The sequence below is a fragment of the Chryseolinea sp. H1M3-3 genome (assembly GCF_029360725.1).
Lineage (GTDB): Bacteria > Bacteroidota > Bacteroidia > Cytophagales > Cyclobacteriaceae > Chryseolinea.
The window spans coordinates 82756-107821 of the sequence record NZ_JARKMY010000010.1; the positions used below are offsets into that span (position 1 = coordinate 82756).

22 protein-coding genes are annotated in these 25066 nt (G+C 39.0%); 11 read left to right on the forward strand and 11 right to left on the reverse strand.

Features of this window, described 5'->3' with window-relative positions; translation table 11 throughout:
- Positions 1-18: 18 nt before the first annotated feature.
- Positions 19-291 (reverse strand): YtxH domain-containing protein, encoded by a 273-nt coding sequence (locus P2W71_RS17280; protein ID WP_276372546.1) that lies wholly within the window; start codon positions 289-291, stop codon positions 19-21.
- A gap of 381 nt (positions 292-672) precedes the next feature.
- Between P2W71_RS17280 and P2W71_RS17285 the strand changes: the two genes are divergently transcribed.
- The 7 genes from P2W71_RS17285 (at position 673) to P2W71_RS17315 (ending at position 10214) form a co-directional block, all read left to right on the forward strand.
- On the forward strand, positions 673-1113 hold the full coding sequence (locus P2W71_RS17285; protein WP_276372547.1) for a hypothetical protein: 441 nt from the start codon (positions 673-675) through the stop codon (positions 1111-1113).
- 58 nt (positions 1114-1171) lie between these two features.
- A complete protein-coding gene (locus P2W71_RS17290; protein ID WP_276372548.1) occupies positions 1172-1339 on the forward strand; it encodes a DUF1328 family protein in 168 nt (55 codons plus the stop codon).
- Between the two features lie 119 nt (positions 1340-1458).
- Positions 1459-1677, forward strand: coding sequence for a hypothetical protein (locus P2W71_RS17295; protein WP_276372549.1), 219 nt, complete (start codon positions 1459-1461; stop codon positions 1675-1677).
- A 47-nt stretch (positions 1678-1724) separates the two neighbouring features.
- Positions 1725-6692: a translocation/assembly module TamB domain-containing protein gene (locus tag P2W71_RS17300; protein ID WP_276372551.1), complete on the forward strand. Its 4968-nt coding sequence runs from the start codon at positions 1725-1727 to the stop codon at positions 6690-6692.
- Positions 6676-9069, forward strand: a complete 2394-nt coding sequence (locus P2W71_RS17305) for a BamA/TamA family outer membrane protein (protein ID WP_276372553.1) — start codon at positions 6676-6678, stop codon at positions 9067-9069. The genes P2W71_RS17300 and P2W71_RS17305 overlap by 17 nt, the downstream gene beginning before the upstream one ends.
- Before the next feature lie 63 nt (positions 9070-9132).
- On the forward strand, positions 9133-9588 hold the full coding sequence (locus P2W71_RS17310) for a response regulator (RefSeq protein WP_276372554.1): 456 nt from the start codon (positions 9133-9135) through the stop codon (positions 9586-9588).
- 164 nt (positions 9589-9752) lie between these two features.
- Entirely contained in the window at positions 9753-10214 is a 462-nt protein-coding gene (locus P2W71_RS17315) for a hypothetical protein (protein ID WP_276372555.1), read from the forward strand.
- A 17-nt stretch (positions 10215-10231) separates the two neighbouring features.
- On the opposite strand, the gene P2W71_RS17320 is transcribed toward P2W71_RS17315, so the two are convergent.
- The 4 genes from P2W71_RS17320 to P2W71_RS17335 form a co-directional block, all read right to left on the reverse strand.
- Positions 10232-11227 carry a glycosyltransferase family 2 protein gene (locus tag P2W71_RS17320; RefSeq protein ID WP_276372556.1) on the reverse strand — a complete coding sequence of 332 codons (996 nt, stop codon included), beginning with the start codon at positions 11225-11227 and terminating at the stop codon, positions 10232-10234.
- Positions 11228-11473: 246 nt separating this feature from the next.
- Positions 11474-12922 (reverse strand): ATP-binding protein, encoded by a 1449-nt coding sequence (locus P2W71_RS17325; RefSeq protein WP_276372557.1) that lies wholly within the window; start codon positions 12920-12922, stop codon positions 11474-11476.
- A 14-nt stretch (positions 12923-12936) separates the two neighbouring features.
- Positions 12937-13380 carry a response regulator gene (locus P2W71_RS17330; protein WP_276372558.1) on the reverse strand — a complete coding sequence of 148 codons (444 nt, stop codon included), beginning with the start codon at positions 13378-13380 and terminating at the stop codon, positions 12937-12939.
- Positions 13381-13401: 21 nt separating this feature from the next.
- Positions 13402-15609, reverse strand: coding sequence for a CHASE3 domain-containing protein (locus P2W71_RS17335; RefSeq protein ID WP_276372559.1), 2208 nt, complete (start codon positions 15607-15609; stop codon positions 13402-13404).
- Positions 15610-15742: 133 nt separating this feature from the next.
- On the opposite strand from P2W71_RS17335, the gene P2W71_RS17340 reads away from it, so the two are divergent.
- Positions 15743-16384, forward strand: coding sequence for a porin family protein (locus P2W71_RS17340; RefSeq protein WP_276372560.1), 642 nt, complete (start codon positions 15743-15745; stop codon positions 16382-16384).
- Between the two features lie 56 nt (positions 16385-16440).
- On the opposite strand, the gene P2W71_RS17345 is transcribed toward P2W71_RS17340, so the two are convergent.
- Positions 16441-17826 (reverse strand): sigma-54 dependent transcriptional regulator, encoded by a 1386-nt coding sequence (locus tag P2W71_RS17345; RefSeq protein ID WP_276372561.1) that lies wholly within the window; start codon positions 17824-17826, stop codon positions 16441-16443.
- Between the two features lie 24 nt (positions 17827-17850).
- The gene (locus P2W71_RS17350) at positions 17851-18210 is read right to left on the reverse strand and encodes a response regulator (RefSeq protein WP_276372563.1); all 360 of its coding nucleotides are present in this window, start codon (positions 18208-18210) and stop codon (positions 17851-17853) included.
- A gap of 436 nt (positions 18211-18646) precedes the next feature.
- On the opposite strand from P2W71_RS17350, the gene P2W71_RS17355 reads away from it, so the two are divergent.
- Positions 18647-18799: a lmo0937 family membrane protein gene (locus P2W71_RS17355; protein ID WP_276372564.1), complete on the forward strand. Its 153-nt coding sequence runs from the start codon at positions 18647-18649 to the stop codon at positions 18797-18799.
- A gap of 48 nt (positions 18800-18847) precedes the next feature.
- A complete protein-coding gene (locus P2W71_RS17360) occupies positions 18848-20413 on the forward strand; it encodes a DUF748 domain-containing protein (RefSeq protein WP_276372566.1) in 1566 nt (521 codons plus the stop codon).
- A 16-nt stretch (positions 20414-20429) separates the two neighbouring features.
- Here the strand turns inward: P2W71_RS17360 and P2W71_RS17365 are convergent, their stop codons facing one another.
- The 4 genes from P2W71_RS17365 to P2W71_RS17380 all read right to left on the reverse strand — a co-directional run bounded on the left by P2W71_RS17365 (position 20430) and on the right by P2W71_RS17380 (position 23705).
- On the reverse strand, positions 20430-20756 hold the full coding sequence (locus tag P2W71_RS17365; RefSeq protein WP_276372567.1) for a hypothetical protein: 327 nt from the start codon (positions 20754-20756) through the stop codon (positions 20430-20432).
- Positions 20757-20860: 104 nt separating this feature from the next.
- The gene (locus P2W71_RS17370) at positions 20861-21511 is read right to left on the reverse strand and encodes a sterol desaturase family protein (RefSeq protein ID WP_276372568.1); all 651 of its coding nucleotides are present in this window, start codon (positions 21509-21511) and stop codon (positions 20861-20863) included.
- 2 nt (positions 21512-21513) lie between these two features.
- Positions 21514-22722: a DUF748 domain-containing protein gene (locus tag P2W71_RS17375; RefSeq protein ID WP_276372569.1), complete on the reverse strand. Its 1209-nt coding sequence runs from the start codon at positions 22720-22722 to the stop codon at positions 21514-21516.
- Positions 22723-22727: 5 nt separating this feature from the next.
- Entirely contained in the window at positions 22728-23705 is a 978-nt protein-coding gene (locus tag P2W71_RS17380) for a YihY/virulence factor BrkB family protein (RefSeq protein WP_276372571.1), read from the reverse strand.
- A 243-nt stretch (positions 23706-23948) separates the two neighbouring features.
- On the opposite strand from P2W71_RS17380, the gene P2W71_RS17385 reads away from it, so the two are divergent.
- Positions 23949-25028 (forward strand): AI-2E family transporter, encoded by a 1080-nt coding sequence (locus tag P2W71_RS17385; protein WP_276372572.1) that lies wholly within the window; start codon positions 23949-23951, stop codon positions 25026-25028.
- Positions 25029-25066 lie beyond the last annotated feature (38 nt).

Sequence of the window (25066 nt, forward strand, 5' to 3'; positions counted from 1 at the left end):
CATAGTGAAAGGTCATGGCTAGACCTTTATTTTTTCACTTGTATAATCCGCCTTTTGTTTTCCTTCTTTTGCAATCTGATCAACCTTTGCGTTAAATTGATCTTTCAGCTTTTCTATAGATTCATTTACAGTTCCAACTAAATTATCTTTTAGTTTAACTGAACCGTCGACGATTTGTTGACGTGTTTTCTTTCCATCGCTCGGTGCCAGGAGCATTCCTATTGCAATGCCCACAGCAGCTCCTGCTATAAAGCCACCGATTAAGTTTTTAGGGTCATTTGTGAGATTCATAAATTTTAAGAGTTTTAGTTTTAAATGTTTTAAACGACTTCTTCACTGGCAGTGAAGAAAACATTATGCCAGTCTTAAAAAGATTTCAAAATCATTATTTCACCTATATATAGAAATAACATAATAACCTCGTCGTGCAACATTATCCCCAAGCCGACCGAGAAAGCAACATCAGACTCTATTTCAAGAAGTCGTTGAGTCTCTCAAAAATTTTAGTCTCTGAAAATACGTGTAGCAGTTTGTGGAGTTTATGATTAACATCCGTAGATAATACTCCACAACAAGAAATACACGAAATCACTTTTTAGCTCGAAAAATACGGTTTTGACTCTGGTATGAGATTCATTCAGTAGGAACAAAAGACTAAACCAAACTTAAGATATGACAACCACAACTAGTTATCTATCCATGGAGGAACTCGCAATCAGATTCTTCGGAGAAATTAAAAATGAATTGGGATTTACATCGACACGTAAAATTGTGTACTTGGTTAGATCAGTAATTTCTCAACTGCGGAAAAACTTGTCGCATGAACAGCTGACTAATATTATTCAGCGTACGCCTTCATTGCTTCAATTGCTTTTCATCAGCAATTGGAAATACAACGAAAAAGAAATTGCCAGTAATCACTTGGACGAAATTGTCGAAGGTGTATATCAAGACGGGAAACAATCTCTGTTTGCTTCCGAAATTGAAACGTTGAATGCTGTCATTGTAGTGCTTAGAAAATTGGATAAGTTTTTCAAACTTCTTGGACTAGACATTCTGCATTACTCGCTTAAACAGGAACTCAAACAAGTTGCAATGGAAGATGCGGCATAATCCGCCTTTCATCTAATAAATAAATAGTAAATAAATTTTAACCTTTAAACTGAATCTTATGTTACGCTGGACAGTCACATTTCTAATCATTGCTATTGTAGCCGCCATCTTCGGATTTGGTGGAATCGCCGCTGGCGCTGCTTCCATAGCAAAAGTCTTATTCTTTATCTTCTTAGTGCTATTTGTACTTTCATTGGTATTTGGCGCTAGCATCTTTAAGAGGTGACGATAAAGGATTACGTGAAATCCCGGTTTTCGTTAGGTAAGGCCGGGATTTTTATTTTGAATGCACTTAGTGAACACAACTAATTACACGACATTTTTAAGAAGTTTTAACGTTCGTTTATGAAAAAAAAGATTCATGCGCAACAGCATCCAAATCAGGAAGATAAAAGTGGGAATGCAGTATATGCTTCTCTTACAAGTGTGAACTCAAGCACAAATCAACCATTAGCGCACGATGCTGATATGGCTGAAGGTGCAGAAAGCGATTACAAAAAAGCATTAGCAAATTCGAAAAAAAAGCCATCATCGGCTCTCTCGCATAAATCTTCGAAACAATAAAAAGCGGTTTTTGTCCTTATTAGAAAGGACCTTTCTATCTTACCCAAATGAATTTTCAGTGGAAGCCAAAAAAATATCTGATTACCCTTCTAAAAGTAATTGGTTGGATTTCATTGTCTGTTATCAGCCTCCTGGTATTAGTAGCACTCGCGATTCAAGTGCCCTACATCCAAAATAAACTCACTCAAAAAGCTGTAAGTTTTCTAAAAGGAAAAATAGGTACGGAGGTTACGCTGGAACATATCAGTTTGTCCATTCCAAAAAAAATAATTCTTACCGGTCTCTATGTGGAAGACCAGGAGCAAGACACCTTGCTATATGCCGGTAAACTAGGCATTGACACAGACTTATGGGCTTTGACCCAACACACTATTGAATTGAATGACATAGAGCTTTCAAACGTAAAGGGGAATGTAACCCGTTCAGAACCGGATAGTGCTTTTAATTTTGATTTTATAGTGAACGCCTTTGCAGGCGATACCACGGTAGCGCCAGATACCACTCAAACTCCATGGAGCTTTTCCATTGGAGATATTGCATTAAATGAAATTAACGTTTCTTTTGATGACCAGCTTTTAGGTAACGAGATAACACTAGCGCTGGGTTCCTTAGCACTTTCACTCGAAGAATTTAATCTCACGAATTCCGTCATTAAAGCCGACAACATTGATCTTGAAAATGTAATCATCAGTGTTATACAATCTAAAATCGCACCTGATACAGTTGACATTGTTCCTGACTCGTCAACCTCAAAGCCATTTGATATCGGCGTTAATGAAATAAATTTTAAAAATATTCAGGCACGTTATCAGCATACGGCGAAAGGCCAAAATCTTGCACTGACTCTTGGCGAACTGATATTAGATGCCGAGGACATAGACCTAAACAATCAGCTGATTGACGTTAATACGTTTTCCCTCCATAATACCTTTATATCCTATCATCAAATGGCTGGTTATAAAAAAGCTGTTAAACAAGAGGCTGAACCAAAGAATGTAAGCGAACCGTGGAAGATTTCAGTTGACGAATTAGATCTGTCCGACAATAGCATCCAATACCATAATTTTGATGAACGTGTACATCGTGAACAATTTGATACTAACCACCTATGGGTAACAAAACTTAATACCCAGGCAAGCAATCTGAATTGGAGCGGAGACAATATAAATGCTGAATTGGAAAATCTCTCCTTTTATGAAAGAAGTGGTTTTATCATTGAAACATTGTCAACAACATTTCTGATGACAAAAAATTCTATTGAAATTGACAACTTCAAGTTCATTTCACCGAACAGCAACATCGCATTAAACGCCCAAACTAAGTTTCAGTCCATACAAACACTTTCTGAATCCTACCCGGACGCTTTTGTCGATCTTAACATTCAAAAATCCGTGATAGGACTTAGGGATATTCATTTTTTTGCGCCATCCGTACTAGATAGTCTTCCTCTTAAAATTACACAAAACACAACCTTGCAGCTGAATACGGAAGTGAAAGGTTATTTAAAAGACTTGAGTATCCAACACCTGGCCTTGGAAACTTTAAGCAAAACATCCATCAACCTAAAAGGAAAAATTGCTTTACGAAAAGCCCTCGATCCATTCTTTGATATCCAACTGGAAAAATTTTATACCACGAAATCAGACGTTGAATCCATCCTGGTTGACTCTCTAATTCCTCCGACGTTGGCGCTCCCCGAATGGATAAACCTTCAGGGAAATGTTAAAGGCGAGATGAATTCACCAACCGTTAAAGCAAAATTGACAAGCAACTTTGGTCAGGTAGATCTGGATGGTGAACTGCACCAGGAAAAAAATCCTGATCGTAGCGCATATAGAGCAACCGTAAAATTAGACGAATTTAATATTGGGAAGCTGCTGAAAAAGGAAAACACCATGGGCCCGATCACACTAGCTGTCTCAGTGGATGGATCGGGTCTGGCAATGGAAGAGCTGAACTCCCAAATTAAATTGCATGTCCAAAGTTTTTTATACAATGGTTATACCTATCATGATTTAATGGTAGATGGAAGGCTCAAAAAATACTTTTTCTCAGGTCTCGCGGAGATGCAAGATGATAACCTAAATTTCAAACTTGATGGCGACCTGGATTACAACCAAGAAATACCTAAATATCAATTTACTTTTGAATTAAAAAATGCTGACTTCAAGGCTTTAAATCTTTCAGTACGTCCTCTGAAAGCACGAGGAACACTAGACATTGATTTAGCCACCGCTGATTTTAAAGTTATTAATGGCGACCTGGACATCCGAAAGTTTGCGATTTTTAATGGAAACGATGTATATGCTGTAGACTCCCTCTTATTTGCGTCTATCGACCAAAAAGGACAAAGTGAAATATCTATCCGGTCCGATATCCTGGACGGTAACTTCGAGGGAACCATTAATTTATTTAGCTTGTCCGAAGTGATCCGGAGACACTTCAACAATTATTTCTCCTTGCGTGATACAGCTTTCAAAAAACCGACACAACCTCAAAACTTTAAATTTGACCTCCGGATAAAAAATACGGATCTCCTCACAGAAATTATTGTTCCCGAGTTGGATCCGTTTGTTCCTGGCATCATTCGGGGAGAATTCGACAGCAACGAGGACAAACTTGACCTTTCAATAGCCTTGGCAAAAATTCGTTATGCCGGCGTCGGAACTGATTCAATTAAATTCGATGTTAGATCGGATAAAAAGGCGCTAGCCTATACGTTATCCGTCAGGGACATACTCGTGGATACCTTGCACATTGAAGCCTTGCGGTTACAAGGAAATGTTGCTAATGATTCTATTCGTACAAAATTGATAATTCTTGACTCTTTGCAAAAAGACAAATACGTACTCGGAGGAGTTTTCCACAGCCTTGAAAAAGTCTTTCAATTCAGGTTCCTGCAAAATGAGGTGGTTATGAATTATGCTCCATGGACAACGCCATCAGATAATTCATTACAATTCACTTCCAAAGGAATTCAGGCACATAATTTCTCGATTACAAACATTAATGAAATGATTGCTCTCAAAACGAGTAATGATCAGGACTCAATCGTTTCGATTGTTTTTAAAGACTTGAACTTACAGAACATTACAAAATTGGTGGAGGGAACAACGCCGTTAGATGGCTTGGCCAACGGAGATTTAAACATGATGTCAGCTGAAAAAGGGGCTTTTAATTCCACCCTACGAATTGACGATCTTAAAATATTAAACCAGCAATGGGGTAACCTGTCATTAGCTTTAGGAAAAACATCTTCGGGACCACTGAACATAGACCTGGCATTAGAAGGAGAAAAAACATCCCTCGAAGCTGGAGGATACTTCTCCTCAAATCTCACACCGCCGGAAATAAATTTCGAGGCACGCATCTTAAAATTAGATATGACTACTATCGAGCCACTGACCGGGGGTCAACTAAAAAACACCAAGGGAAATGTCACCGGTCAGTTTGCAATTTCAGGTGCAACATCCAGCCCTGATATTGATGGACAATTAAATTTTAAGAAGGTTTCTTTTACACCTTCCATCATAAATAGTGAATTCACCCTGGAAGACGAAAAAATTTCCATAGAAGATGGAGAAATCGTCTTGACCGACTTTGAATTGAAAGACCTTCAGAATAATGTCGCAAAACTTGATGGAAAAATAACTACAGAGGCATTTAGCAACTTCAATTTAAACCTAAAACTTTCGGCAAAGGATTTCCAGGTTTTGAACTCTACTGAAAAGGATAACGAGTTATTTTACGGTAATGTACAAGTTACCACCCAGGCTGGCATCACGGGGAGCCTAGATCAACCTGTTGTGAATATGAACATCAATTTGAGTGATGAAAGTAATTTTACATATGTAGTTCCACAATCAGAAAAAGGGGTACTGGAACAAAAGGGTATCGTAGAATTTATTGATAGGGATGCGAAGAAGGATCCCTTTCTTCGCGCCATAAATACACGTGATACACTTAAATCTACGTTTAAAGGAATAAATATTTCAGCCAATATTGAATTAAACGATAATGAAACGCTAAACATTATTATTGATCCCGCGACGGGCGATAAACTTTCTGTAAAAGGTAATTCTACATTAACTTTTAATCACGATCCCACCGGCGACATGACGCTTACGGGTCGATACGAAATCACCGAAGGCAGTTACGATCTTTCCTTTTACAAACTCGTCAAACGAAAATTTGAAATCGAAAAAGGAAGCACCATCGTTTGGTCAGGAAATCCACTTGATGCGACATTAAACATTCGCGCGATTTATGAAGTGGAGACTTCCGCTATAGAATTGGTTTCAAATCAAACTGATGATGCACAGCAACTCAATCAATATAAGCAGCGACTACCGTTTTTAGTGTATCTGCAAATTAAGGGTGAATTACTTGCGCCAGAAATCAGCTTCCAACTGGATTTGCAAGAGTCCAAACGAAATGCTTTTGGGGGAACTGTTTATGCCAAGTTAAGGGATATTAATACCCGTGAATCAGAACTCAATAAACAAGTGTTTGCTTTACTTATATTGAAACGTTTCATTTCTGATAACCCTTTGGAAAATCGTGCTGGGTCGGATGTAACCAGTACTGCCAGGCGAAGCGTTAGTAAACTTCTTTCCGAGCAATTAAATCGTCTTTCTCAAAACATCGAAGGTGTAGAGCTTTCCTTTGATGTTAAATCCTATGAAGACTATTCGTCTGGAACAGCCGAAGGTCAAACGCAGGTACAACTAGGCCTTTCAAAGAGTTTGTTTGACGAGCGACTCGTCGTAAAAGTTGCCGGAAATTTTGAAGTAGAAGGGGAAACATCAAATCAAAATTCCGTAAGTGATTACATTGGTGACCTTGCACTTGAATATAAGTTGACGGAAGATGGACGCTTCCGTATAACGGGGTTCAGAAACAGTAACTTCGATCTTATCAGCGGAGAACTTATTGAAACCGGGGTTGGTCTAATCTACATAAAGGATTACGATACGCTCCGCGAACTTTTTAAAGCCAATGCGAAAGAGAAATAACATAGCATTATGTTTTGGCATGTTGCAAGAAGGTCACAAGCTGGTCTTCGCGTTATTTATTTTCATTTTGTGCATGAGTCTTTTTAGCTGCACTGCTACCAAGTTTTTAAAAGAAGGTGAAACCTTTTACGAAGGATCTGAGATCAATTTTGATACACAAGGAAATCGTGTCGGTCGAAAAAAAATACTGAGAAGGGAGCTTGATGAGTACATCAACCCAAAACCTAATAAAAAAATTCTCGGCATGCGGCCTGGTGTCTGGTTTTATTTCATTGCCGGCACTCCAAAGAAGGAAAAAGGAGGACTGCGAAATTTCATCAAGAAAAAATTAGGCAAACCACCCGTTCTATTTTCCGAAGTAAAACCAGACAGGACGGCAAAAACGTTGAATGGCGTACTCTACAACGAAGGTTATTTCCAGTCGGAGGTTAGTTTCACTGTTCAAACAAAGAAGAAAGAAACATCGGTAACCTATGACGTAATTCTACCGAGGCCTTATCGATTAGACTCCATTCAATATCCGAGGGGCAGAGACAGCGTATATGCATCAATATTAACAGGTTTGAGGGAGACATCACTTTTAAAAGAAAACCAACGATATGATCTTGAGCGCATGCAAGCCGAACAATCGCGCATTGAAGAGGAATTGGAGAACGTTGGCTTTTATTATTTCGACGACCGGTACTTGATTTTCCAAGCGGATAGTACCGTTGGTGATAGGAAAGTACATCTAGCGCTACGGTTAGAGAAAGGAATTCCCCCTAAAGCCCGCCGAATTTATAAAATCAATGATGTCAATGTATACTCCAACTATTCTCTTTCGATGGATTCGACAAGACAAACATCCTTTGCGAAAAATGTTGAGGGATATAATTATATCGACTCAGCCGGCAATTTCCGGCCCGAGATAATCACACGGGTAATCAATTTAAAAAGAGGCAATATTTACAGGCGCGAGGATCAGGAGTTTACGTTAAGCCATCTCATGGGCCTTGGTGTGTTTAAATTTGTAAACGTTAAATTTTCAGAAGTCCATAAAGATTCATCGCTATTAAATACGGATATTTTTTTAACGCCTTTAAAAAAGAAATCCTTACGAGCAGAGGTACAGGCGGTATCCAAATCGAACAACTTCGTGGGTCCCGGAATTACTTTTACGTTTACGAATCGAAATTTTCTTAAAGGTGCAGAGTTATTTGAATTGCGGTTAAACTCTGCATATGAAGTCCAGGTAAGTGGTCAAACCGGAGATGGGCCCTTAAATTCGTTTGAAATCGGAATGGAAACCAGCCTAACAGTTCCGCGCTTTATTTCACCCATTCGAATTGATTATGCATCACGCGAATTTATTCCTAAGACGGTATTTACATTTGGAGTTAACCTGCAAAACCGGGTTAACTATTTTCGTTTAAATTCATTTAATCTCAGCGCAGGATACACGTGGCTCGAAGCTGCTTCTAAATCACATGAGCTGTACCCTATTGACATCAGCTTTGTTCAGACTGACAAAAAATCTCCAGAGTTCCAAAACCGGCTGGATAGTAATTCAGTATTAGCAAGTTCATTTCAAGACCAATTTATTATTGGAACGAGGTACTCCTATACGCTCAATACCCAATTAAGCGAAGACCCTATGCGAAAATTTGAAGAGAAGAAATATCGAACGCATAGTTTTTATTTCAATGGCAATGTAGATGTGGCCGGTAATCTTTTTTATGCTATTCAGCGACAATTGAATTCCGAAGAGGAGCCGCTTCAAATTTTTAATTCACCCTATTCCCAGTATGTGAAAGGCGACATCGACTTTCGATACTATTTGCAATTTGACGAACGCAACAAGTTGGCTACACGACTTGTTGTGGGGGCCGGTTACGCCTATAAGAATTCTACCACGCTGCCTTACATCAAACAGTTTTCAATCGGCGGTTCAAATAGCATCCGTGCATTTCCGGCCAGATCTATTGGCCCCGGTACTTATAACATTCGCGAGGAGTCCGACAGCACTACACGATTTATTGATCAACGTGGCGACATTAAGCTAGAGGGGAATATTGAATACCGCTTCGATATCACTAAAATATTTAAAGGCGCAGTGTTTTTGGACGCTGGCAATATATGGCTCCTGCAAAATCCCAATAATGAGAGGCAAGGGGGTACGTTCAAAACAAAAACATTTCTCAACGAACTGGCTGTAGGCACGGGGCTCGGTTTGCGATTAGATTTCAGCTTTTTCGTACTTCGACTGGATACTGCGTTTCCGTTACGCAAACCCTATCTTGTGGATGATCCGTGGGTGATCGACGACATTGATTTTGGTAGGAAAGCCTGGCGAAAGGAGAACCTGATATTTAATATTGCCATTGGATATCCGTTCTAAACGGTGCCAAAAATAGGCACATAACGTCGTTGGTAGCCTTTCACATTCTTTGTATTTTTGAAAATGAATATTCCTGAATTTCATTCCACACATATTTTTGTTGCGGACGACGATGAGGATGACCGCTTGTTTTTTCAGGAAGTAATAAAGGAGTTGCCTTACCTCGTTCATTTAACAATGGCTAAAGATGGGGAGGAGACCATTAAGGCTCTAAATAATCTGCCCCAGTTGCCCGATTTGCTTTTCCTTGATTTAAACATGCCCATTAAGAATGGCCTTGAGTGTTTAAAGGAGATCAAGCATGACAAAAACCTTAGAATTTTACCAGTTATTATTTTTTCGACCTCCTCTTTTCCCAAAACAATTAACCAGGCATATGACGCCGGCGCACATTTATACATTCGAAAACCAAATGATTTTTTAAGCTTTAGAAAATCAATTCAATATGTGTTATCGGTTAATTGGAAGGAAAACCTTGGGCAGCCTCCTAAGGAAGAGTTTGTATTGCAACTTCCCTGATTCCTTTGATCTCCGTTGAACCACAATTTCCCCAGTTGTGGAAAAAATTCAATTCCTTTTTTTATCGATGTTGTAATGGCCAGCCTAATCGTTGGTTGACATTTGGCACAATGTTTTTGGGAAACCAGCTAACAAAATTGCTGTCAAATCTTAAAGAAATTCCTATGAAAGTCAACTCAATAAAAATCTTCCAATATGCCAGAAGAATCCCAGAAATCTACGGGACGTTTATTGCCCTTGGATTAATCTTTTACTTTTTCATTGCGTATTTCGCGGGCTTCCTGCATGTCATCGAGTATCGTCTGCTGAATCTGGTAATCATGTCCATAGGAATATATTATTCGTTAAAACAGTTTAAAAGAACCCACAGTGGAAATCTCGATTATTTCAAAGCATTGATCATTGGGGTATCCTCTGCATTTATTGGTACCTCTACCTTTGTACTGTTTTTATTTCTTTATCTAAAGATAGATACTGCGCTAATGCAGGCTATTATAGAAAACGAACCAATGGGTCCTTATCTCAACACCTACATCGCAACCTTCGCGGTATGGTTGGAAGGAATATTTTCTGGCCTCATCATGACTTTCATTCTGATAAATTTCCTTACCGATCAAAAAGAATAATGTTGTAGACCTCCTGTTCAGTTCATCTGTGCTACAGGTTTTTGACGCGAAGTTTTTAGCATGTTATATAATTTTAGGAAAGGGTATAACAATGGATAAAGCACCAAAATAATTGTCCACGACATCAGGAACACAAAATTTCCTTTCAGGAGTTTAACGAGCGCGAGAAAATATCGAAAGGAAAAATTCTTGACAATGACTAACAACCAAAAGTTCAAACTGATAAATGCCTGCACCCAGAATATAAATAGTTCCTTTAACATTACTAAAGGCTTCGTGCGATAGGCTTTTTTCCGATGAACCATTTGCATTGTAAACATATACATGAAATACTTTATCGGATTATCTTCGAATAAGCGAGGCTGAATTTCTTTTTTAGGCCCTGTAATTAATGTATCAGCGCAAAAATATGCATCATGCGTATGCAAAGCTTCCATCCAAAAATCAACATCCGCGTAGAAGCCATATTTCTTTTTGAAATAACCTTTCTCTTGCAAAAGCTGCTTTTTAACCATCGCCTCACCATATACAGGTGAAAAGAAATTCGGCGTCCTGAAATAGATTTCTTTTAATAAAAAATCTTTGTCAATTACACCCTCCTTTAAATCTTTGTAGTCGAAGCTTGTACTAACGACATTATCGTTGCTGTCCGTTATACCCACAGAATTAAAAACAAAGCCGACAGACTCATTTTCCGTTATCGCTTTATACCATTGGGCCAGGAGATCTGGCTTAAAGCGATCGCCATCATGCAGAATCGCGATGTATGGATAAGTTGCGTTTTGAATTCCAAAATTTAGATTAGCCGGCATTCGTTTGTTAGTCGCATGTCGGAAATATTTTATTCTTTCATCCTTTGCTACGAACTCCCTGCACAATTTCTCAGTAGCGTCAGTAGAACAATCATCACAAATGATCAATTCAAAATTGTCGAATGTTTGATTCAAAATATCCTGCAAGGACAATTTTAATCTTTCCGCTCTATTATATGTAACTAATACTATGCTTATCACGTTGCTTTTTTTATTATCCTTAAATCAACTTGTATATAGACAGTGCGTTGCACAAAAAAATACATTTATCTTGTATCTGTATTTTTTTGTCGCCCAACGTAGTGCATAAACGTTCAATCGAAATTCTACCCACTGATGGTCGGACGGACCACGATGGTGCTTTAAGAACAAGCTGTCAACCGAATGGTTAAAAAAAATCCCGGAAATCGCCGGAAACGTTTCCAATGAAAACGAAAAAATAATTTGCTACTCCGGGAGCTTAAATGAGATGCAGAAGGTGGTTCCTTCGCCTATGGCGCTTAGCACTTCGACTTCCGCGCTATGACTGTTCAATATATTCTTTGTTGATGTTAGACCTAGCCCCATACCCCCTGGCTTCCCAGTATAAAACGGATCAAATAATTTTTCTATTTCTTCGGAAGCAATGCCCTTTCCATTATCACAGATAAGTGCAGCAATAGATCCATTTCTTAATTCCGTACTTACTTTTAAGATACCACTTCCCGGCTGCATGGCTTCGAGCCCGTTAATAATGATGTTCAGCAAGGCGATTTTTATTTTTTCACGATCGAGCAGTACTCTGGGGAGATCGCGTTGAATATTTTTTTCGAGTTTAATTTGATTGAGATTGATTCGATCAATGGACAATGCTAGCGTTTCCTCCAGGATCTCATGAATGGGTGTTAACTCGAGGTTAAGTTCCTTAGGCTTGGACGAATTCAGCATTTCGCTGATAAGCTGTTCGATACGATTTGCATTACGTTCTATAATGTCGCTATACAGTTTAATATCTGGCGTCTCTGTAGGAATTTCCTCTTTCAACTGATCGAAAGCCAATGTCAAGTTGGTCAAAGGATTTCTGACTTCATGGGCGATAGTCCGGGCAATCTTACCAGTCATAGAAAGACGTTCTGCAATGATCATATCTCTTTCGGCCTTCTTGCGCATAGTCTGATCGTGAATTATTCCCTGGTAGCAGCAAAATTCCGAAAGTTGATCAGGAATAAATACGCAATTTACGAGGCATCCTTTCTTAGATCCGTTCTTGTTAATCATGTAGCAGTCGTAGTCACGCACTTGCTCCAAATCCTTCAAGTTCGAATAAAATTTTTCATAGTCACTTTCTTCGGCAAACAAATCTTTTATTTTCAAAGCCAAAGCTTCTTGTTTTGAGTACTGAAAAAATTTCATGAAGGATTCGTTCACATCCACCAGCTTCAAATGTTCGTTCGCAAGGAAAATAGGATCTACTGACCGCTCGAATAGTGATCGATATCTTTTTTCTTTTTCGTCCAGCTCGCGAATTACCTTTGCCTGACTTAAAGCATAACGAATGCTTCGCTCCAGGATTGGACCATTCAATTCGGTTTTAACAAGATAATCTGCAGCGCCAAATCGTGTAGCGTCTAAGTCAACTTTCAAATCTCCTTGCCCTGTAAGTAAAATGCTTGGCGTGATAACCCCTTTTTGTTGGGCAAATTTAATAAGGTCCAATCCTGTTTCACTTCCGAGTCGATAGTCGATCAGGAAAACATCATGACTTCCCAAGACCATTTTTAATCGTGCCTGCTCTGGCTTAGGCTCCCATTCCAATTCAAAAGTAAAATTGCCACTCTCCGCCAGATACTCTCTGACCAACAGCACATCATCTTCATCATCTTCAATCAGCAATACTTTAACCGGCGTTGTCTTCATAGGTGTTAAACTTATTATTGTAACGGTAAGGTTACCGTACGAAACCAATAGTTCCCAAGTTGTCCTGCCATTTCGATAAGGTGGTCGAACCTGACAGGTTTACAAATGAACGAATTTGCGCCAAGATCATAGATTTGAGTTACATCTGTTTCAGATCTTGACGTTGTGAATATTACAATAGGAATGCTTTTTAAACTATGGTCTGACTTGATAAGCTTCAGCGCTTCCCGCCCATCAATCTTCGGCATATTCAGATCCAGTAAAATCAGGCCGGGTCTAAACGTAGGCTGTGTTTTAAACTTACCCTCTTTATATAAATAATGCATGAGTTCTTCGCCATCTTCTACAAAATGTATTGTATTCGACAACTTATTTATATCTAAGGCCTCCTTCATCAGCATTCTATCATCGGCATCATCATCTGCCATGAGGATATTAACGGTTCTTGTGTTCTTCATCGATATTAAAAACGCACTATTTTAAGCCGCAGGTAATATAACTATAAATTCAGAGCCTATGTTTTCCTTGCTCTTTGCGGTTATAAATCCTTTATGATTAGTTACAATTTTTCTACAAATCGCTAAACCAATACCAGTTCCTTCATAATCTGTTCTGCCATGCAAACGCTGGAAAATATTAAAAATCTTATCTATGAATCTTTCGTCGAATCCAATGCCATTATCTTTAACAGTAATCTTCACATAAGCGTTATCCGGCAGGGAAACATTAAATTCTTTTTTTATCTCCTGCCATTTTATTGGCTTTCCATATACTTCAACAATTGGAATTTCATTCGGTTTATGGAATTTTACAGCATTATTAATTAAGTTTTGAAATAAGCGCTTGATCTGTATTTTTTCGCCCGTTACCGAGGGCAAGCCGCCAATCTTAATCACTGCATTTTCCCGTTTAATTTGGATATCAAGATCCTCATAAATTTCCGTCATAATTTGATCCATGTCCAACTGCTGAAAAACTTCGCCGCTTCGTGAAACACGTGAAAATGACAGCAAATCTTCAATTAACGTCTGCATGCGTGACGAAGCAGACTGCATTCGTTTAATATAATCCTCTCCCGGGCCATCTAGTTTCTGTTTATACCGCGACACAAGTCGATCACCAAATGCCCTTATCTTACGAAGTGGCTCTTGCAAATCATGCGAGGCCACATACGCAAACTGTTCAAGATCTTCATTAGAACGTTTCAGCTCCGCAGTGTATTGCTCTAATTGTGTTTCGTACATCTTCTGATCTGTGACATCAATGACAGTACCTAATATATCAACACCCGACTTTACATTTGCCTCTCTAGGTTTAGATGTCATGGACAGATATTTCAATACGCCTTGCACTTCTATCCTGAACTCAAGTGTTTTACCGTCGTGATCATCGACAATTTCATCAATGAATTTTTCTACCGCACCCTGGTCCTCCGGGTAAACATTTTCCTGAAAAGAATTCCACGAAGGGATAAATGTGTTCGGGTCTTTGTCCAGTATTTTATACAAACCATCAGACCACAACAACGATTGATTAGCTGCATCCCATTTCCAGCTTCCCATATTTGCCAGCGCTTCCGCTTCTTTCAGCAACAAACCACGCTCTTCAAGAATAAGACGTTGCTGTTTTTGATTGGTATTATTGGAAAACGTGACCACGAACCCATCTTCCAATTTAACAACGGTGATGTTATACCATCCCACATATGGGTCGCCTTGCCTAAAAAGTTGTTCAACCTGTTTGGGCTGACCAGTCTCCACTACTTCTTTGTAAATATCAAACAAGCCTTCAGATCGCACATTGGGAAAAATAGACAGCAGATTTTTCCCTATAAGATCCTTTTCGGCTCTGCCTGTTGCTTTTGAAGCAATTTCGTTGGATAAAACCAACGCAAAATCTTCTATACCTCTTGTGTTTTTATTGCGAATAGCACTGAAGGCCATAATTCCGTCAAGCGAATTATCAAGAACACTTCGCAATGTCTTTTGTGTAAATTCGCGGATACCGACTTCACTTCTAAGCGTGAGAATATTTTCATTCAATCTCGCTTCCGCTATACGCTGTCTTTCTAACGCGTCCATGACTTTTGAAAATAAAAAGGATACTCCCCCTAATGCAACTAAAGTATAAAGTAACAGCGCAAGGGGTGCAATGTTTCGAAAATCCGTTTCACTCGTTAGACGTGTCTCAAAAATCTTCCCTTCTTCATTTGAAATACGCCGTATGATGTCGCGGATTTCATTCATGTTACTTCTTCCTTGGAATAGCAAGGGCTTCTCTTCGGCAGTCAAAAGCTCGTTTCCTGGATTTTTTATTGCGAGAATTTTATTGATGATGGTGAACTGACGGTTAATTAGAATTTCTAATGTGTCAACTTTCCTGGAAATTACAATGTTGTTGCGCGTGAGGCTGTCGAGTGCGCGGATCTGAGCAGGCAAAACACTTACAGAACTATAATAAGGCGCTAAGTACAAAGTGTCTTTTGTAAGTTGAAAGCCTCGTTGGCCAATTTCAGCATCTTTAATAGTAGAAAGCGTCTGTTCGAGTGATCTTAGAACTTCGCGCGAGTGGCGAATCAGATTTACCTCGGTCATGTAGTTGCTTAAATTTCTGTATGTCATCAGGCTCACTGCCACAAGCACCATCACGATGACCAAAAACATTAACTTAATATAGAAGTTCTTCATATGGGGTTCGTGATCTACAATTGTAGAAAAAAATCTATTGAAAGGAATTCATACCATTAAAATTTCGCTTGATTCGATATTTTTTTCCTGGCTTACTATTTACAATAGCCAATGCAAACAACCCAATATTACTATGACTAAAATATTAAAGATTCTAACAGTATTCTGCTTACTTGGTTCTGCAAGCCTGCTTTCTTCCGATGTATATGCCCAAATCAAAGGTGGAATAAAAGGCGGTTTAAACGTAAGCAATTTGTATGTGGACGAGGTCGATGATGAAAATGCACGGTTTGGATTTAATATTGGATTCTATGGTCAGGTATTATCATCAGATGCTTTTGCGATTCAGCCCGAATTATTATTCTCAACAAAAGGGTCAAAAGTTGAGTATGGTGGAAATTTTTTCGATCAAACCATAAAGTATAATTTAAGTTACCTAGACCTACCGGTATTGGCGGTTTTTAAATTAGGTGAATCGGCAGAAATTCACATTGGGCCTTATGCGAGTTATTTGTTAGGCGCCAGTATTTCTCACGAAGGCAATTTAGGGAATGACGTTGATGAAATTGACAAAGATCACCTTAAATCTTTTGACTATGGATTGGCAGGTGGCTTTGGCCTTAATTTCGGAAACTTCCAGGTGGGAGCTCGATATAATTATGGGTTGGCAAAAATTGCCGACAGCGATGCTGCAGAATTATTAATAGGAGATTCAAAAAATTCAGTCGCTCAGATTTATCTGGCGCTCAATTTGGGCAATAAGAATGATGATTGAGGAGTTTGGTTTTAAGTTAGGGGTAAAAGCATCCGCCGTACGGCGGATGCTTTTTTTTATGCATGAATGTTATAAAGTTTAAGTTTATTGTACAGCGTCTTTCGATCGATTTTTAAGAGTTCTGCTGCTTTTGACTTGTTGTAGTTAACTTTTTCGAGCACATCGATTATTGCTTGCCTTTCCGCTGATCCAGCGATTGACTTTAGTAATCCAACGCTATCGTCTGCCATATCGCCTGGAAGGATAAGCGTCGAATGTGCTTGTATTATTTCTTGAGGTAAACTGTCAGACTGAACTTCGTCACCAACGGTGAGTAACACTGATCTTCTAACGACGTTGTTTAATTCACGGAGATTACCATACCAGAAGTAATTCGTAATTTGTGTAAGGACTTCAGGCGAAAATGATTTAACATTTTTATGCAAAGCCTGATTCGCCTTCTCTAAAAAATAGTTAGCAAAGATCAAGATATCATCCTTCCGCTCGCGAAGTGGCGAAAGCTGGATCTTAAATTCATTCAGACGATGATAAAGATCTTCTCTGAATCTTCCTTCTTTTACAGACTTCGTCAGATCCTCGTTGGTAGCCGCAATGATGCGGACGTCGATAGGAATATCCTTTGTCGCACCAATTCTTTTTATTCTTCGCTCCTGAATTACACGGAGTAACTTGATTTGATTTTCATATGACAAATTTCCAATCTCATCAAGGAAGATTGTTCCGCCATTAGCAACTTCAAAGCTTCCCTGTTTGTCATTAACGGCGCCTGTAAACGCACCTTTAATATGACCGAACAATTCACTTCCGGCAAGTTCCTTAGGAAGGGCGCCACAATCAATGGCTACGAAGGGATAGTTTGCGCGTTTGCTGTAACGGTGAATCGATTGTGCTACAAACTCCTTTCCGGTTCCAGTCTCACCGTTGATAATCACCGACATGTCTGAGGGAGCAATTAATTCTATGTAACGTTGAACCGTTTGAGATTGTACACTCTTGCCAACAATATAGTTGAGAGGCTCGGCATGGACTTTATTTTTTCTTACCTCTGGTGTATTCTCAACTTCCGATGAATTTCTTTTTTCATTCTTAGCAATTGTTTCTCGTATGGTAACAAGCAATTCATCGGGGTATAAAGGTTTCGTGACATAGTCATTTGCTCCATATCTGAATGTTTCGACAGCTGTCCTGACATCGGAATAACCAGTTATGATAATAACAGCGACCGATGGCTGGAGTAATTTAATTTTTCGCAACATTTCCACGCCTGTAAAATCAGGCAGACGATAATCACACAGGATTAAAGTATAGTCATGCGTTCTCAACAATTTAAGTCCTTCATCCCCTCTATGCGCTACGTCAACTTCATAATTGTTTTTCGTAAGAAACTTTGACAATACTGTACAAATATCTTTATCGTCATCAATAATAAGTAGTCTTGGCATATCTGTTAATTTGTGCGATGCTGTTTATTTGGTTAAGAAATTTAATTTTTCGAGCGACTCTGAAATGGATTTTTTCGTAAAAGGTTTCGCCATAAACAAAGTGGCCCCTTTCTGTAAAGCTTTCTGACGTTCGCTGTCATAAGCACTTATAATAATAATCTTTGATGATACGTTTGACTCTTTTAAAGAATGAATCAAATCGTATCCTGATCCATCAGCCAGATTCAAGTCTACAAACAAGAGATCATACGATACGATAGAAATTTTAGTCAGCGCTTCAGAAATGGATAATGCGTATGACGCATCAAAACCCATTTTAGTCAGATAGCGCGTAACCAATAGGCAAATCTCAATTTCGTCATCAACTACTAAGATCTTATTCATGAATTGATTTTTACCCAATCCCTTCCTCTATTTACTGCCGACCACTCAATTCGATGCTTAGTTGGCGCATTGGACATTCTATGTTTTGAATACGTTAAAGTTAATTTGCTTTCAATTGATTTCTTTTTCAATGGAAAAAATATTCTAAACAACACGATTGCAAATACGGCACTTCCCAGGTAAGTGCCCGCAATGAGGCTAATACTGAAAATGAGGTCCCACATAAGAATAATTTATACACCACTCGAAAAAATCATGCCACCAGTAATTTTCACCTTTTGAAGACATTTTAAAAGCAGAGTGCGTACATTATTACCCGAAAAATGGGTAATTTATACTACACTTTTTGTTAAACATCATTCATAATCGTTGTAATCGCCTGTTTTTAATGGCATGAAATTTTACCACCCATGTTCATAACTAAAAATTATATCATATGAGCAATCTACTTTATGCCATTGCAGTAATATTATTAATTGCTTGGGCTCTAGGTTTTTTTGTTTACAGTGTAGGGTCATTAATACATATTTTATTGGTCATTGCTGTAATTGCAATTATTTTCAGATTGATTCGTGGCGAGAGAGTTTAACAAAAGGGGCATCTTAAAACCGGACTTGGACTTAGGATGCCCCTCTTTATGAAAACACAATCGCGCCGCTTTCTTAAATGGGTATTCATCGGTATTGCCGGCCTTACATTAATATTACTGGTAGCCGGCTGGATTCTTTCGTTGTATGCAAGTAAAAAAATCGAGACTGAACTTTATTCTGTTGGTGGAAAATTTGCCTCGCTTCAAATCAATCTATTTCTTCGACGCGTCACGCTTCATGATGTTGAATTTAGCTATCCACCTGGAGATACCTCTACAAACAGGAGTAAAGGGCATATAAAAAAGCTAAGGGTTTCCAACATTGGCATCTTTAAATATCTTAGCGACAAACATTTGGATATTGGCAACATATCAATCGTCGATGGTGAGTTGACCATAAATAAGAATATTGAATTTAAGGATTCGTCCAATGCATCTAAGAAAACGATATTAACGGGAGTAACATTGGGTCAGGTCACCCTCCAAAATCTTAAAACAAGTGTTGTTAACGATTCCTTGCCGGAATGGTCCGCTTCTGTCAATATAACGCTAAAAAATATAGAATCTTCGGACACAGCTGAGATTTCAAACTTAATGGCGTATGCCATAGATGATTTTGAAGCCCATGTAAGCGACGTCGTTATTAACGGTGGGGCTGGATTATATCAAACCCAGATTTCCGCTATTGATGTTAGCAGTGGAGACCAAACGTTGACTGTCGACTCTCTACTTCTTATCCCGCAACATACCAAGTACAAATTCGCTCAAATCGCCGGTAAACAGATTGATAGAATAAATACCTTCATCAGAAAAATTCGAGTCGTTGGTTTTCATTTCGACGATCTTCGAGACAGTGCATTCATTGCATCAAAGGTTTATATCGATTCCGCGGAAATACTTTCTTTTAGGGACAAGCGCATGCCCTTCCGGGAAAAAGAAAACAAACCTTTACCCATGGAGGCTTTGCGCAATTTGCCTTTCGCTATCGAGATTGATACCATCCAGGTCCGGGACGCAAAAATAACCTATGAAGAATTTCCGTCCGAGGGTTTTAAAAGCGGCACAGTTACGTTCGAGAATTTAAATGCCTCGTTCAGCAATGTAGTAAATCGCAGTTATTACAATAGGCCAGCACACTGCACCCTTACTGCTAGCGCCCGTCTTATGGGGAAAGGGCAGATTGAAGCATCTTTTATCCTGCCCTTCGATGAAAAAAAGCCCTATCATGCCGAAGGCAAAGTGCATAGCATGGACCTTCATCATTTAAATCAACCGCTGGAGAACCTGGCGTTCATAAGCATAGAAACCGGAAAACTTAATCAGATAAATTTTAATTTCGATTACACGGAAACATCATCCAACGGTAGGCTTACCATAAACTATGTAGACCTAAAGATTAACGGGTTGAAAAAAGAAAAATCTGCCGTGATAAATGATTTAAAAACGCTGCTGATTAATACAGTTTTAAAAAACGATAAAGACAAAAGTACACCAGTTGAAAAAAGAACTGGAACAATTTCTTTTGAAAGGGACAAGAAAAGGCAAATCTTTAACTACTGGTGGAAGTCGTTGTTCTCAGGGATTAAAAATAGCGTGTTAGATACAGGGAAATAACTGTCGAATGAACTAACTAATTTACCTTGCGGGGCCTGGGATTTACCTCGCTATAGTCATCCCCAGCTTCTATCCTATTTTCGGGTTCAGGTGAGGCAGCACTCGTTGCATCGTTGCTCACCGTTCCTGTTGACTGAGCGTTATCTTCCCTATAGTTAACATCTTTGAGCTGCTCGTCTTCGTTGACGGCGCGATCATGCTGCTTCACATATTCCGGATTCCTCCGTTCAGGCACTGTTCTATTAAATTCTTCATGAGTTTCCGATGGTTTCTTGCGTGAAGGGGGCTCGTTACTGTAAGCCTTCGGTCTCTCTGTTTCAGTGGGGCTTTTTGGTCGTCTCATAGTTTTCTTATTTGTACTTCTAGGACACTGACTAAAATAAGTATGCCAATTTTTGAAACCTCATAATGAAATTAATTCCTGTTTGGAAAAATTAATCTGGAGAATTATTCCATTTCATGAGGAATATTTTCCCGACTTAGATTTTTTACCTCATGACGTTCGCGAACCGTCCCATATACGTAGTCCCACAAGGGAGAGGACACGCCAAACAATAAGTCGCCCTCTTTATAATGATGAATGCTGTGATTAACCCATAATGCCTTTAAAAAGTTTTTCGGCGGTGCGTAAACATGAACGACATAATGTATCAGCAAATAAAATGCATATCCAACCAAAAACCCCGGCAGAAAAGCAAACACATAATCACCTAGCACGAGCTTTAGCAGAATCAAAAGTAAGGTTGCAATGGTAATACTAAGCAATGGAGGCATTGCCAGGCGGTCCTTGTCTTTAGGAAAATGGTGATGGACACCGTGAACCATGTATTGAAAATTTTTCCTCCATGTGGTGTAGGTGTCAAGATGAAAAAGATGACGATGCACTTGATATTCAACCCATGTAAAAGTCAACCATCCTGCAAAGAATAAAACAATGGTAACACCAGCTTGCAAGTCCGTATAACGTACGTTCCATACGCAAAGCCCAAGTGCATACAAGAAAAATATGGTGACGGGAACTGCAATGTGTGTACGTGTTAATTTCTCAAGAACCGGATTTGAAAAAAGTTGTTGGGTGCCCGTGTGTTGTGGTTTCATAGTTATTTTCCTTTTTGATCTTCTTTTTTTCTCTCTTTACGTTCTTCTCTTTTTCGTTCACGTTCTTTGCGTCGTTGCTCTCGTTTTTCTTTTCGAATTTCTTTAGCGCTTTTTTCTTTCTTAACCTCGGCGATGCTATCAGAAAATTTTATCGTATTATCTGTGTTCCGTTCAAATGCTTGTACAAACGCATTTCTGAAAACATTCCAAACAGTAGGCCAAACTCCTGATTCTACGTTATCGAGATTACCCTGAAGCGGGACTTTAGTGGCAAATTGATTTTCTTCTTGATTCTCGAAGAATTCCACAACGACGCCAACAATAGATTGCCAAATCAAATTGATTGGATTTTTTTTGTCTTTTTCCCAATCAACGACTTTAATATTCTGTGCCACAGGTTTTACGTAACCCGTTATCTTTCCATTGTTAATGGCTAGTTCAGTATATAAATTAAAGATTCCGCGTTCGATATCTACCTTGCTATACGCCTTAAAAAAATCATTCAAGGCCGGCATATTAATTTTTTCAAATTTCAAGTTAAGATCCATATCAGGAGTCTCTTTCAAAACATTTATGTCCATATTCAGGTGTAGCTTTCCTCCGCCAACAGAAGTGGCGCTTGCTATAACACTGGATGGAAGCCGTTCTTTTTCATTATCTGCATTATTAAGATTCGTGGCAAGTACATAAAGACTGTCTAAACGAACATCAACTTTTGGCTTGGTGGTAAAGTCATAAAACGCAACGGTTCCATGATTGATCTCCAGTCTATTAATTTGCAGCGGCATTAGTTCCTTGATTGGCTTCGTCCAGTCAACATCTTTGCCGGTTTGGGTGTCATTACCCGGTTTCTTTGTTTCTTTTCCGTCACCTCCTATGAAGTTCAATTTTGGGCGTTCAAAAATTATCTCACCCACAATGGACCCTTTAAAAAGCGCTTGCCATTCCACAGACAAATCAATCGCCGGAACATCAATGAACGGAACTTTTTCATGACCATTTATTTTGAAAAGCCGCAGGTCATGAATTACGTATGCGCCACGGAGAAGATGGATATCAACGTCGCTTATCGACCCTTCATAACCATCGATATCGGCAAGTACTTTATTTACATAACGTGTAACAAAGTACGGTAACATTAACCTAGCAACTATCACCAGCACTAAAATGCTGGCAAGTATGATCCATTTTTTATTTATTTTAACACGCATTATTTCTAAGATTTAACGTCTACGGTAACTGGCTCCTCGTGCCTGACTTGCTGATCGCTAACTACTGTTTTTCCATTCTCCACATCTTTCTCTACCTCCACCATCTGCACCTTAACAGCATGATGATAAGGAGTGATCTCACTTCCCGTCTTTTCTGCATACACTGAAGTAAGTTCAGCACCAAAAAGAAAAATTACCGTTGAATAGTAAACCCAGATCAAAATAATTACAAGTGAGCCTGCAGCTCCGTAAGCAGAATTAACAGAGCTGTTGCCCAAGTAAAAACCAATCAAATATTTTCCCAGCACAAAAAATGCCGTTGTGATGAATGACCCAACCCAGACGTCCTTCCATTTAATTTTGGCGTCGGGAAGCACTTTAAATAACATAGCAAAGATGAACGTGATCAATGCTAACGATAATACAATATTCAACGTGGTGACGAAGTACAATGTCCATCCATCGAATAAGACAGCCATTTTTTTCTGAAGTATCACCAGTACAGTATCAAAAACCAGCGACACCAGCAACAAGAATCCGATGCTGATCACCATTGCCAATGATATTAATCTGTCAATTAGATATTTTAAGAAGCCGCGCTCCGGTTTAGGTTTTATTCCCCAAATCTTATTGAGACTTGTTTGAAGTGAAATAAAAACGGTTGTCGCGCTAAAAATCAATGTAGCAATACCTATTATTTTGGCAAAAGTACCGGTGGAATCTAATGCCGCATTTAATAATATTTTTTCAACTTCTACAGCGCTTTTTTCACCGACTAATCTCGATACCTGACTGACAAGTTCTGCTTGAACTACATCCCGTTCATAAACCGTTGCCCCAACAGAAAGTGATATGATGAGAATCGCAGGCAAGGAAAAAATAGTATAAAATGCTATAGACGACGCATAACTGAACGAATCATCCTGAACGAAATTCAAAACGGTCTGTTTAAGAATATCCCAGCCTTTTCGCAAAAATTTCATGAGGTCTTGTTTTTCTTGTTCACGCAAGAAGCGTTCCTCTGAAATTATCCCACTGATTAGAAGCTACCGAAGACCTGCGTAGAGAAAAATCTATGAAATGTGGAAAATATTCCTCAAAGTATTCCTTAATACTAATGGGTGCCTCGCGAACATCGAAATTTCGTTGGCACGGAAATGTAAGTAGCAAATGAAATACGCAATATGGTGCATCAAGCGCAAACTCCTTTTTATCAAAAGCTAAGTTTGGTTCTTTTATCTCTGGTTATTTTAAGTGTAGGCTTATTTTTTGGGAAAGGAATCATTCTCCCTATTTTATTTGCCATACTGCTTTCGATGCTTTTGCTTCCAATAACGAATTTTTTAGCGCGCAAGAAATTTCCAAAAACGCTTTCCATTGTAATCCCGTTGGTGGTCGCGATACTGGTTATCGCCGCTATTGTATATTTTCTATCGAGCCAGGTCGTAAATTTTCTAGACGATGCGCCAAAGCTTCGGGAGCGAATTTCTGAAGTAAGTGTGTCCTTTCAAAAATGGTTTACCACCAGCACAAACATTTCAGTACCCAAGCAAAATCAATACTTCAATGATACTGTTGAAAACATCAAAGACGAAGCGCCAAAAATAGTTAGCGCAACATTTTTGTCTTTAACGGAGATCCTTACTTATATCGTCTTATTGCCGATTTATACTTTCCTCATATTATACTATCGAACAACCATTAAAACTTTTTTTATAGGCGTGTTTAAAAATGGCGAAGAGGAAAGGGTACACGAAGTTTTATCAGAGTCTGGTACAATTGCGCAACAATATATTACCGGGCTTCTCATCGAGACATCCATTGTATTTACCCTTAATTCAGTGGGGTTTTTAATACTTGGAATCAAGTACGCCATATTTTTAGCGCTGCTTGCCGCCCTGCTCAATCTCATCCCCTATGTAGGAATGTTAGTGGCTAATATTATTTGTATGATCGTTACCCTTATCAGCTCGGAAAATATTAGCGATGTGCTTTGGGTGGGTATTATTCTTGCCGCAGTTCAATTCATCGACAACAACTTTGGGATGCCTTTAATTGTCGGAAATAAAGTGAGAATAAATGCCTTGGTAACGATCATAGGTGTGTTGATCGGTGGCGCTTTATGTGGGATACCGGGAATGTTTCTAGCTATTCCGGGCTTAGCAGTGCTAAAAGTGATTTTTGATAAAGTACCCGAGCTCAAACCGTGGGGTCTGTTACTTGGGGACGAAGTAGAAAACGGCGAAAACAAAACCCGATTTAAACTTCCAAAAATCAAAAATCGATCTAAAGTTGTTAAGGTATAAATCGGTATCGTTCCGAATGACACAATCGATAATAAAAG